The sequence below is a fragment of the Sporomusa sp. genome (assembly GCF_035561255.1).
Lineage (GTDB): Bacteria > Bacillota > Negativicutes > Sporomusales > Sporomusaceae > Sporomusa.
The window spans coordinates 1-10,917 of record NZ_DATMXX010000044.1; the positions used below are offsets into that span (position 1 = coordinate 1).

Here is a 10,917-nt window from a genome sequence, read left to right on the forward strand (position 1 = left end):
GAAAATTTTCTTAATTTTTCTCTTGACCTGGAGTTAACTCAAGAATATACAATAACAAAAACAAGGTGAACCTAAGTGAAAAATTGGAATAGGTTCGGCATGCAGGAAGACTACAAGGAGGTGAGAACGCGACGAAATTGCAACTGCCGGCAATTGCGTAGTTTTTCAAGTCTGGCACACTTAACTTAAAAGGAGAGAAAATAATGAGACGACTAACAGCCGTAATCCTATCGCTTTCTCTGCTCGTTTCCGCGAGCGCTTTTACAGGCAATATCGTAGCCGCCGAAGCAAATAAAAATTCACAAACAGTTACTCAAGCCGGCTCGCAGCCTTCTTACAAAGGCCCGGCCAAATATTTTACCGGCAATGTACGCGTAGATCCTCTGTTCCCTTCCAATGATTCGGCACACTTTTCCGGTGCCTATGTCACGTTCGAATCAGGAGCCCGTTCTGCCTGGCATACCCATCCGGCAGGACAGCATTTGATCGTTACCGCCGGCGTTGGCCGGACCCAGGAGTGGGGTGGCCCGGTTGTGGAGATCAAGGCAGGCGATGTGATCTGGTGTCCGCCTGGCGTTAAGCATTGGCATGGGGCATCACCAACCACGGCAATGACGCATATGGCAGTCACGGGAGCACTTGACGGCAAAAACGTGGAATGGATGGAGAAGGTAACGGACAAGCAATACGATGATAACCAAAGCAACCGGTAATTTCTTTTTTTAGTCCTAATGAGCGGGCTTGGACTAAGCCAAGCTCGCTTACTAAGGCTGTACGGATATGATCCTTACCGTTTTAAAGAAAAGGGGATGGGATGATGAGGAAAAAAATAGCTGCGATTTTAACAGGGGTTTTTCTTTCTATATTTAGCATGACATCTGTCTCACAGGCGCAGACAGCAATTAATTCAGGCTTGAATGCTAAACAACAGGGTATGGTCACCATTGCGGCCTCCACCGCCAAGGGCGATTTAGAGAGGCTGAAAACCGCGTTGCACGAAGGCTTGGATGCCGGGTTGACTGTGAATGAAATTAAGGAAATCCTTGTGCAGATGTACGCTTATTGTGGGTTTCCCCGCAGTCTGAACGGAATTACTACCTTTATGAGCGTCCTGGAAGAGCGCGAAGCCAAAGGCATTAAGGACGAACCGGGCAGGGAAGCGAGCCCTCTGCCTGCTGACAAAAGCAGGCTTGAACTCGGTACGGAAATTCAGACAAGCCTGGTGGGCGTACCCGTCAGCGGGCCAGTCTATACCTTCGCTCCCGCCATTGATGAGTTCCTAAAAGGACATTTGTTCGGGGACATCTTTGGCCGCGACAATCTGGATTTTAAGAGCAGAGAGATCGCGACCATTGCGGCCTTGGCCAGCATGAACGGTGTCAACAACCAGCTTCGCTCCCATTTTAATGTGGGATTGAATGTAGGACTGACCGAGGCGCAGCTGAGGAGCCTGATAACCGTGCTCGAAGCGAGAGTAGGCAAGCAGGAAGCCGATAATGCCCAGGAAGTGCTGCGTACGGTTTTGAATAACAGGTAACACTATTAGAATCAGGTTTTACTTCGATGTTTCGTTTAAGTGAAATCCGGAGTATGGATGCATTTAACGCAGGACTTTGAAAAAGTGTCTGACTGTACCGGTCGTAAGCAGTGTAATTCGCACTGCTTACAGCATTTTAACGTCACGGTGTAGTTTAAAGGACGGGACAATTTATTCCCCGTGTACTTCATATATCGTTAAAAACGTTCTAAAAGACCTGCCACTCAAGAGGAGAGATTATATGAGGAAATATCGAAACTTCGCGTGGTTTAATTTCAAGTTAGCGGTTGTTATGTCTAATCAAAAATCAGTTTTTGGGAGAATGGCATGAAAGGGCGGTTACGAAAAATGCTGTTAGCTCCCGTAATAATCCTTGTTATACTGGCTCTCGGCATAGGTCTTTATCTACAGCATCCTAAATTTGGAACCTTGCCGGAAGGTGCGCGCCTTGAACGAATCAAGAGCTCACCGCATTACGCTGACGGGCAATTTCAGAATTTAGTTCCCATTCCCCCACGTGTTGAGGGAAGCAGTTCTGTTTCGTTATGGTTGGAGTATCTTTTTATTCCCAAAGAACGGCTGGCGCCGACAGAGCCTATTCCTTCCGTAAAGACAGATTTGATGGCCTTGGATAGGGATAAGGATATAGTGGTTTGGCTGGGACATTCTTCGTACTATATGCAGCTTGGCGGAAAACGGATTCTGATTGATCCGGTATTTAGCTCTTATGCAGCCCCTGTTTCTTTCGTTAATAAGGCGTTTGCGGGGACCAATCCGTATACGGCGGAAGATATGCCGGAAATCGATTACTTGCTGATTACTCACGATCATTGGGACCATCTGGATTATCCCACGATTAGTGCCCTGAAGCCCAAAATCAAACAGGTGATCTGCGGTTTAGGCGTAGGCGCGTATTTTGAGCAATGGGGCTTTGCGGCAGACCTCATCCATGAAGCTGACTGGTTTACCGCAGTGGAACTGGAAAATGATTTCACTGTTCATGTGCTGCCGGCCCGTCATTTTTCCGGGCGTATGCTGACCAGAAATAAGACGCTGTGGACAAGCTTGGCACTGGTAACCCCTGAGCGCCGGATCTTTTTCAGTGGCGACAGTGGCTATGGGCCGCATTTTAAGCAAATTGGAGAAAGCTTAAACGGATTTGATCTTGTTGTTTTGGATAACGGCCAGTACGACAAAAATTGGCCGCATGTACACATGACACCAGAAGAAGCGGTACAGGCTGCCGAAGACCTGAAGGCTCAAGCCTTGTTGCCGGCGCATGTAGGAAAGTTCGCTATTGCCAATCATCCATGGGATGAACCGTTTCAACGAATAACTGCTGCCAGTCAGAATAAGAACTATAGGCTTTTTACGCCAATGATCGGAGAGCCGGTAGAGCTTGCAAATGAACAACAAGTCTTTTCTCCCTGGTGGGAAAGAATGAATTGAGATGCTGATAAAACCGGGAGGTACATCGTGAATTTTAAATTTAGAGAATTACTATTAATATTTGCTGTAATTATTATGCTGTCAGTAAGCTTCGGTATTGCATCAGTCACAGCTGAGAAAATAACAGAAAAAGCAAAAAAAAATACTGTAGCCTCCCCGGAACTCAAAGTTACGGTTGAAACTACAAAAGAAGCTAACAAGACAAACGTAAATGATCTCGGTATGGAATTTGTTTTGATTCCTGCCGGAACCTTTCTTATGGGTTCTCATGATCATTTACGTGAGGCTGCCAGTGACGAAAAACCGCAACATTAAGTTACATCCCTATGAACTCTCGCGATCTTATTATTATTTCTGCTCATTTTACTTTTGGCGAGTACAGCTTTGGCTAAAGAAGCTAGCAAGGAAGGACAGCAGCCAATTATCCTCAAAACCATGGGGAGTTTATAGTGGACTTACCTCAATAGACTGGACACAAAAAAGTGGACTACCCGTTATCGAAGCGTTTTTCACTTGGATGGATAACGCTTCGGGCAAAACCTTGCCACAGAGTCTGTTAGGCAAGGCGTTTACTTATGCCCAAAATCAGAAGAAGTATTTGTTGGCATTTTTAACAGATGGACGGATTGAACTCTCTAATAACCGGGCGGAACGTTCGATTAAGCCCTTTGTCATTGGTCGTAAAAACTGGTTGTTTTGCAATACTCCTGGTGGAGCCCAATCGTCGGCTGCTATCTACAGCTTGATCCAGACTGCCATTGCAAACGGATTAAAGCCACAGGCATATTTAGAATATGTCTTTAAACAGAGCCAATAGCGTGAACATCTCCGTGAGGAACTGGAAGGGGTTATGGCCCATGAACTGGCCCACGTCAGAAACCGTGATACCTTAATCAGCACGATTGTGGCCACCCTGGCGGGGGATTGGTGCAGACGGTGCTGCTGATCGTCGTAGCTCTTTTGGCGGCGACGCTTATTCAGCTTGGTATTTCCCGGTCCCGCGAGTTTTTGGCCGACGAAAGCGGCGGCCTGCTGACAGGCAGCCGCAGGCTTTGGCCAGCGCCCTGCAAAAGCTGGAGTACTATGCCAAGCACCAGTCTCTGCCGGCGGCTACGCCGGCGACGGCTCACATGTTTATTGTCAATCCGCTTAAGGGCGGCGATTGGCTGGCCAGTATGTTCAGTACGCATCCTACCACCGCCCAGCGGGCGGCAAAATTACAGGAACTGGCGCAGCGGTTGGGCCGCTAACGGCAAGGGGGGTGTTCAGGCAACTCCCTTTTTCGTTACAAAGACTGTGTATTTTGTGGGAACAAAGGATAGGATAATTCATAGAATCTGCTTATGAGAATAAGAGGAGGTGAACCGATTCTCCCGGTTTTTTCGGGAGATCGGAGTTTATTGGACCCGGCGACAATGGTGTGGAATGTATTTTTAGTGCTGCTTTTAGTGTTGTTAAACGGTTTTTTTGTGGCTGCTGAGTTTGCCATGGTTAAGGTGCGCAGTACGCGGATTGATACCCTCGTACAGGAAGGGAATATGCGCGCCAAGTATGCGAAGCGACTGGTCGAGCATTTGGATGCCTATTTATCGGCCTGCCAGCTCGGGATTACGCTGGCCTCGCTGGGCCTCGGCTGGATTGGTGAGCCGGCGATTGCCCATATAATCGAGCCGGTGCTGCTGGATTTGGGCTTATCGGCAGTCATGATTGAGACCGTTTCCTTTGCGATCGCTTTCTCGATCATTACCGCGTTGCATATCATTCTTGGTGAACTGGCCCCGAAATCGTTGGCCATCCAAAAAGCGGACAGTGTAACTATCTGGGCATCGGTACCGCTTATTGCCTTTTATAAATTGATGTTTCCAATAATTTGGGTGTTAAATAGCATTGCCAACTGGATTCTCCGGGCGGTGGGCATTCAAGTGATGAGTGAGCATGAAGCCGCTCATACTGAGGAAGAAATCCGCATTCTTATGGAAGAGAGCCAGCGGCAGGGGTTCATCAATAAGACGGAGCTCACGTTTGTGGATAATATTTTTGATTTTGCCGAAAGACATGCCGATGAAGTGATGATTCCGCGGACCGATATGGTTTGCTTATATGCCGGGGACCCCTTTGCCGTCAATCTGGAAAAAGTCTTGGCTGAGCAGCTTACCCGTTATCCGGTCTGCGACCCGGATAAAGACAATATTATCGGGTTTGTGCACATCAAGGATTTACTTGCGGCGCTGGCCAAAGGAGAGACGCCCGCCCTGCGTGAGCTGGTACGGGAGGTTATCGCTGTTCCCGAATCAATGGCAATCAGTGATTTGCTGAAAATGATGCAAAAAAACCGGGCGCAAATTGCGATTGTGATTGATGAATACGGCGGGACGGCCGGGTTGGTGACGATCGAAGATATATTGGAAGAAATCGTTGGCGAAATTCAGGATGAGTTTGATGAAGAGCGGCCTGTTGTCGAAATCCGGGCCGATAATGCCCACTCGGTTGATGGACGCCTGTTGTTAGGGGAAGTTAATGAAGTTTTTGGGCTGGATCTGGATGCCGAGGAGGTTGATACCCTTGGCGGCTGGGTGACGGCCCGGGTGGAAATGCCGCCCCGGATTGGCCAGCAGGTCGACTATGCCGACTATACCTTCGTTATCGAGGAAGTGGATAACATGCGTATTAACCGGGTGCTGATGCGCAAAATAGCAAATGATGAGAAAGAAGCGGCAGAGTAGCGACAAGAAGTCCGCTATGCACGAACTGCGATTTTCATCACTTGCGACTTGCGCGTAACAGGCTTCACAAAGAATAATTATATTTGAGTGAGGTCTGATGACGCAGCCGGTTGCGCAATTAATTGACAAAAGTTTGATATCTTACTAAAATATTCTTATGGGTGGCGTTTCAAAAGCAGTAAGTTGCTCCCCATGCACATAGGTACCTGTACAGAATAGGAATAAAAAAGGAGACTGAGAATATGTCTAAGAAGGTTGGTATTCTTGTAGGCAGCCTGCGTAAGGAATCTTTTAGCCGGAAGATTGCCCGGGCATTGAAGACGCTGGCTCCTGCAGCTTTGGTAATGGAAGAAGTCGAAATAGGCGAACTGGTCATGTATAATCAGGATTTCGATGATGAAGGTGTAGCGCCTTCTTCATGGAGCGTTTTTCGTGAACGCATGAAGAATATGGATGCGGTTCTTTTCATAACGCCTGAGTACAACCGTTCCGTCCCGGCAGTACTTAAGAATGCACTCGATGTTGGTTCACGGCCGTATGGACAAAGTGTATGGGATGGCAAACCGGGTGCCGTAGTGAGCGTATCTCCCGGTGGCTTAAGTGGGTTTGGCGCGAATCATCACTTGCGGCAATCGCTGGTCTTCCTAAATATTCCGGCCATGCAGCAGCCCGAGGCTTATATTGGCCATGCAGCCGATCTTTTTGACGCTAACGGCACTCTTAGCAATGAGAAGACGCATGAGTTTTTGCAAAAATTCATGGAGGAATTTGCAGTCTGGATTGAAACCAATGCGCTTAAGAAATCTTAATCATAAAAATGATACAGGGATGGAGTCTGACTCCATCCCTGTATCATTTTTATGCTGGTTAGTGGAAATAGTCAACAAATGAACTCACTTCGTACCCTTTGCTTTCCAGGATTACGTAGTTGAAGCTTTTAGAGTTGGGGTGAGCATACATAGTCAGATGTTTCATAGCAAATCGTCTTTGTTATTTAGAGGTTTAACTATAAGGGCGAAACCCGCAGCGGGTTATTCATTTAAATCTCTATTTAGTTTGTCTAATGCCGCTTCCAGGTATTCGGCTTCTTGGTCGGATAAACCTTGATATACGACAGCATTCAACCGTTCAGAAATTTCGGTGAAGCTAGGTTTTAATTCCCGCCCTTTCTCTGTTAGCCGGACAAAGGTGACACGATTGTCCTCACAGCTTTTTTCTTTTGTAACATAACCCAGATCAACCAGCTTATCGATCAGTACGGTCACGGTGGGTTTGGTTCGATGAATTTTTTTGGCCAGCTCCTGCATGGTATATTCCTTGCCAGTGAGCAGTTGGGCTAAAATATCGCCATGTGAAGGAACGATACCGTCAAGTCCCTGCGCTTCAAGCTCACGGATGATCAGGTTATGTGCTTTTTTGGCAATGCTGCTGATAAGAGCAATCATATTTCCTTGTTTCATAGCCTTATTATAATTAGATGCCTAATTTCTGTCAACACATGGAAGAAAAAATACGCTTACCAGTACAATGTTCCCATCAAGCAAGCGGCATCATCCGGAAAATAATGGATGATACCGCTTGTGCATATTTGGAGATTATACCTGAAATTTGGCGACTGCGGCCTGCAGGTCGCCAGCCAGAGAGGCCAGGCTTTGGCTGGAGGCGGCGATCTCTTCCATGGAAGCCGATTGTTCTTCCGTGGCGGCCGATACCGTTTCTGCCTCTGTGGCGGCTGCCTGACTGGCGGCATCAATATCGCCAATGGAGACCGCTACGGATTGGATGGCGGTGGCGGCCTGTTGGATGGAGCCGGACATAGCTCCGATCTGATCGGATAGCTGCAGCACGTCCCTGACGATGGAGCTAAACGTGTCGCCGGCAGAGCCGACCAGATCAATACCGGTGCGGATACTGTCGGTTCCGGCCTGGGTGGTGGCGACGGCCTGGTCCATATTACGCTGATTTTGCTGAATCAGTGTGCTGATTTTGTGGGTGGCCTGGGAGGAGCTTTCAGCCAGTTTTCTGACTTCCTCAGCCACAACAGCGAAGCCGCGGCCCGCCTCGCCGGCCCGGGCCGCTTCAATCGCGGCATTTAAGGCTAAAAGATTGGTTTGGTCGGCAATGGTAGAGATGAGGGAGACAATTTCGCCAATTTCCTGGGACCCTGTGGCGAGTTCACTCATGGTTGTGCTGATCGCAGCCGAGTTGTCGCCGATGGTTTGCATTTGGCCGACAGCCTGGGTAATAACCTGCCGACCCTGATCTGCTGACTGGGAAGCAGTCAAAGCGATGCTGGAAATATCGTTTGCCGTAGTAGCCAGATTTTCAGCTTTTGCCGCTAAGTCCTGCGTGACAGTGGCAATGCGGCTGGCGGAAGCAGACTGGCTGTCGGTGCCTTGGGCAATGGCCCCAATCGAGATGGCGACCTGGTTGGCGGCGTCGGCGGACTGGTGAGCGCCGGCAGTCAGTTCTTCACTGGTGGCGGCGACTTGTTCGGCTTGGGAAAGAACCTGGGTGATGATCGTGCGCCAATGGCCGCGTAAATCATGAAAACCACGAGCTAACTGGCCAATTTCATCGTAGGTGGTAATAGTTAAAGACCGGTCGCGTAAATCACCCTGGCTAAGCTGAAGGGCTTCATCCCGGAGGAGACGGATGGGAGTGGCAATGCGCTTACTGATGAGCAAAATGACGCCGATTGCCAAAATCAAAGAGATCAGCATGGTGACAGCCAGGGTGCGCAACAGCATGGCCAGTGGCTGGCGGGCTTCCGCTTCTGGGGCAGTGAGCAACAGAATCCAGCGCTGGCCGCCAGGCAGGTCGATAGGGTTCATTTGGGCAATACGGGTGATTTTGTTGAAGTCATAAACGCCGATCCTGGCTTGCCCGCTGCTGACGCTGGCTTTAAAGAGCGCAATCATACGGTCATCTTGTTCGGTTTGCTGCAAATTAAGGTCGGAACTGGCTTTTTTTTCGATCAGATTGAGCTTGCCGACCAATTCTGGCATGCGCGGGTGAGCAATGACGGTGCCGTCGGCATTAGCCAGCAGCCCGTACCCGGTCTGCAGAAAAGACAAATTCTTGATGACGCCGTCCAGAACATCAAAAGGGAAGGAGGCCGTCAGTATACCGGTTAGCTGTCCATTTTGGAGGATCGGAAAAACGATGCTGAACGACCTTTTTCCGTTGCTGCGGTTGGTCAGGATTTCGGAGACAACCGGTTTTTTTGTGGCAATAACTTGTTGAAAGTAAGTCCGGTCACGAACCGAAAAAGCGCTACCATCAGGACGCAGGGCCGAGCCGTCGGGGAAGATATAGGCGATCGTTTGCGTATTGCGCAGACGCGCTTGCGTTTCCTGTAAGGCGTCAATCAACTGCTGATGGTTGGCTGGGTTTTGAAAAGCGGGATGAATGGAAACGTCGGTTAACTGCAGGAGGCTTCCCTGAATATGACTTGTAATTTGGGCGGCATCCTCCCTGCCAATGGCCTGAATGCTGTCATCCAGAGAATGAGAGAGGATCTGCGAGGAGAGATAGTAGCTGACGCCGGACAAAATCAGGAAAAAAAACAGGAAACAAGGAACAAGATAAAGCAGAAGGCGGGTGTATGTAGTGGTTATTTTCATAATAAACACATTCCTTTCGGTGAAGAGTTGATTAGTAATTGGTGAAGGTGGGAAAGGGTTAGATAGGCGCTGCAGCAATAATGGTTAAAAAACAGACTGCACCGGGAGGCCGTATCCCGTGCAGCCTGTTTGAGTACGATGCTTGCAATTCCAGCCTTAGTACTTAGTGGGGCCACCATGGGTTTACGGTAGTTTGCTGCGATCTAGACGGATTCTATTTTGACGTTTGTGTGTTTATAAAGCCGAAGTTGACAGATAGTAAGCGGTTTAGGCTATAAAAATATCTTAGTAAGATATCGAACTTTTGTCAACCTGTTTGTGACTTGATTGGGAAATATTTTACATAAATAAAAATGAAATGCAAGGTGTACAGGGGAGTGGAAGTTGTAAATTTATTTCAGTGTCTGCGACTGCGGCGGGCGACCAACCGCTCCCGCCAGGACCTGGTGGCCACTCGCCTAACCGGGTGGTGACCATCCGTTCGTCCCCTGACGCGGCCGCACCCGTCCCGCCCCGTGGATACCCAAAGCAGGTGTCCACTCTATAGGAATAGGTAAGATTTTGAAGCGATTCGCCTAAGATATGGTAGGGCAGGTGAAGAATCTATTGCTTAGGAGACCTGTATTATGAAGATTGAAAACAAGGCATTTATTTTTGAAACAGCTCTCATAGAAGGTGTGATTTGCAGACGAAAGAACCGATTTATTATGGAAGCTGAAGTTGAAGATGGTTGTATTCGGTTCCCCGCTCGGTCATGATGCCAAAAATGGTCCTTATTTTCTGTTGACTATATCAGCCTAAGCAAGACTCCATTTACCTCTTCATAGCCTTGCTGTAGCTAATCGGCATTCTGGCTAGTAGAGATTGTATAAAAAAATCTACCAAGGCTTAATAGTCTGGTAGACTTTTTTATCGTGAAACCATTATGATTCCATTTAATCCTTGACCCATATTAAGTTTCTGGAATTGCTGCTTCGTCACTTTTTAAAGGTTTAGAATCAACTAGCAACATACATGAAACCAATAAATAAAATAATGTATCAGAATTGATCTGGTTAAAGTCTGTCTCAAAGAGTTCAGAAAGCCTTTCCAGGCGATATGTCAGTGTATTTCGATGGATAAACAGAGCTTTTGCCGTATCTGTAATATTTTTACCATGCAGCATAAACGTATATAGGCAGCGTACAAGCTCTTGCTGAGATGGATTGCCGCTTCTCCACATAAACAAAATTTTGGGATGGCAGAGTTCCTTAACTGGTGGCATTATTCAATGTGTGGATAATATGGCTTTTGTAATAGTTCACATAGTAATAAATGCTATTTTCTTCGTTTTGGGATAGTCCTTCTAAGAGAGCATATTTGCTTTAAATATAATAGTATTTCAAGTCGCAGTCGGGCGGCAAATGGCTCAGGGTATGGGAGGGATTTATTGTGAAAGTTTAAATTGCTCCAAAAATAGAGGAACTGCAGGATTTGTATTTTTCATGGCACCATGTTGAAGCCTTATTCTTAGCATACCAAAACGCGATTGCCAAAAATGTGCTATTATCATAAGAGTATCACTTTAAAATCAAAAATAGGG

The 10,917-nt window shown here is 47.6% G+C and carries 11 protein-coding genes and 1 pseudogene; 9 read left to right on the plus strand and 3 right to left on the minus strand.

Annotated features, from left to right (window positions below):
- The first annotated feature begins 203 nt into the window (after positions 1-203).
- From VN379_RS02385 to VN379_RS02425, 8 genes and pseudogenes are all read left to right on the plus strand, one after another.
- Positions 204-713: a (R)-mandelonitrile lyase gene (locus tag VN379_RS02385; protein ID WP_325530414.1), complete on the plus strand. Its 510-nt coding sequence runs from the start codon at positions 204-206 to the stop codon at positions 711-713.
- Positions 714-814: 101 nt separating this feature from the next.
- The gene (locus VN379_RS02390) at positions 815-1,537 is read left to right on the plus strand and encodes a carboxymuconolactone decarboxylase family protein (RefSeq protein WP_325530416.1); all 723 of its coding nucleotides are present in this window, start codon (positions 815-817) and stop codon (positions 1,535-1,537) included.
- Positions 1,538-1,864: 327 nt separating this feature from the next.
- Complete coding sequence (locus tag VN379_RS02395) at positions 1,865-2,986, plus strand: MBL fold metallo-hydrolase (RefSeq protein ID WP_325530417.1); 1,122 nt, start codon at positions 1,865-1,867, stop codon at positions 2,984-2,986.
- A 27-nt stretch (positions 2,987-3,013) separates the two neighbouring features.
- Positions 3,014-3,301 carry a hypothetical protein gene (locus VN379_RS02400; RefSeq protein WP_325530420.1) on the plus strand — a complete coding sequence of 96 codons (288 nt, stop codon included), beginning with the start codon at positions 3,014-3,016 and terminating at the stop codon, positions 3,299-3,301.
- Positions 3,279-3,803, plus strand: coding sequence for an IS66 family transposase (locus VN379_RS02405; protein ID WP_325530422.1), 525 nt, complete (start codon positions 3,279-3,281; stop codon positions 3,801-3,803). Before VN379_RS02400 ends, VN379_RS02405 begins: the two co-directional genes overlap by 23 nt.
- Positions 3,804-3,821: 18 nt before the next feature.
- Positions 3,822-4,236, plus strand: a pseudogene (locus tag VN379_RS02415) (M48 family metalloprotease); the annotation flags it as partial.
- Between the two features lie 150 nt (positions 4,237-4,386).
- Entirely contained in the window at positions 4,387-5,709 is a 1,323-nt protein-coding gene (locus VN379_RS02420) for a hemolysin family protein (protein WP_325530428.1), read from the plus strand.
- Between the two features lie 242 nt (positions 5,710-5,951).
- Entirely contained in the window at positions 5,952-6,518 is a 567-nt protein-coding gene (locus tag VN379_RS02425) for an NAD(P)H-dependent oxidoreductase (protein WP_325530430.1), read from the plus strand.
- Positions 6,519-6,740: 222 nt separating this feature from the next.
- Here VN379_RS02425 and VN379_RS02430 read toward each other — a convergent pair whose 3' ends face one another.
- Together VN379_RS02430 and VN379_RS02435 are read right to left on the minus strand one after the other, a co-directional pair.
- A complete protein-coding gene (locus VN379_RS02430; protein WP_325530432.1) occupies positions 6,741-7,169 on the minus strand; it encodes a MarR family winged helix-turn-helix transcriptional regulator in 429 nt (142 codons plus the stop codon).
- 135 nt (positions 7,170-7,304) lie between these two features.
- The gene (locus VN379_RS02435; protein ID WP_325530434.1) at positions 7,305-9,335 is read right to left on the minus strand and encodes a methyl-accepting chemotaxis protein; all 2,031 of its coding nucleotides are present in this window, start codon (positions 9,333-9,335) and stop codon (positions 7,305-7,307) included.
- A gap of 626 nt (positions 9,336-9,961) precedes the next feature.
- Here VN379_RS02435 and VN379_RS02440 point away from each other — a divergent pair.
- Positions 9,962-10,093: a hypothetical protein gene (locus VN379_RS02440; RefSeq protein ID WP_325530436.1), complete on the plus strand. Its 132-nt coding sequence runs from the start codon at positions 9,962-9,964 to the stop codon at positions 10,091-10,093.
- 194 nt (positions 10,094-10,287) lie between these two features.
- Here VN379_RS02440 and VN379_RS25060 read toward each other — a convergent pair whose 3' ends face one another.
- Positions 10,288-10,599 carry a helix-turn-helix domain-containing protein gene (locus VN379_RS25060; protein ID WP_414714947.1) on the minus strand — a complete coding sequence of 104 codons (312 nt, stop codon included), beginning with the start codon at positions 10,597-10,599 and terminating at the stop codon, positions 10,288-10,290.
- Between the last annotated feature and the right edge of the window lie 318 nt (positions 10,600-10,917).

Bases quoted from the DNA above. Each gene is read 5' to 3' on its own strand.
- VN379_RS02385 (WP_325530414.1), top strand. From the start codon at position 204: ATGAGACGACTAACAGCCGTAATCCTATCGCTTTCTCTGCTCGTTTCC.
- VN379_RS02390 (WP_325530416.1), top strand. From the start codon at position 815: ATGATGAGGAAAAAAATAGCTGCGATTTTAACAGGGGTTTTTCTTTCT.
- VN379_RS02395 (WP_325530417.1), top strand. From the start codon at position 1,865: ATGAAAGGGCGGTTACGAAAAATGCTGTTAGCTCCCGTAATAATCCTT.
- VN379_RS02425 (WP_325530430.1), top strand. From the start codon at position 5,952: ATGTCTAAGAAGGTTGGTATTCTTGTAGGCAGCCTGCGTAAGGAATCT.
- VN379_RS02430 (WP_325530432.1), bottom strand. From the start codon at position 7,169: ATGAAACAAGGAAATATGATTGCTCTTATCAGCAGCATTGCCAAAAAA.
- VN379_RS02435 (WP_325530434.1), bottom strand. From the start codon at position 9,335: ATGAAAATAACCACTACATACACCCGCCTTCTGCTTTATCTTGTTCCT.
- VN379_RS02440 (WP_325530436.1), top strand. From the start codon at position 9,962: ATGAAGATTGAAAACAAGGCATTTATTTTTGAAACAGCTCTCATAGAA.
- VN379_RS25060 (WP_414714947.1), bottom strand. From the start codon at position 10,599: ATGCCACCAGTTAAGGAACTCTGCCATCCCAAAATTTTGTTTATGTGG.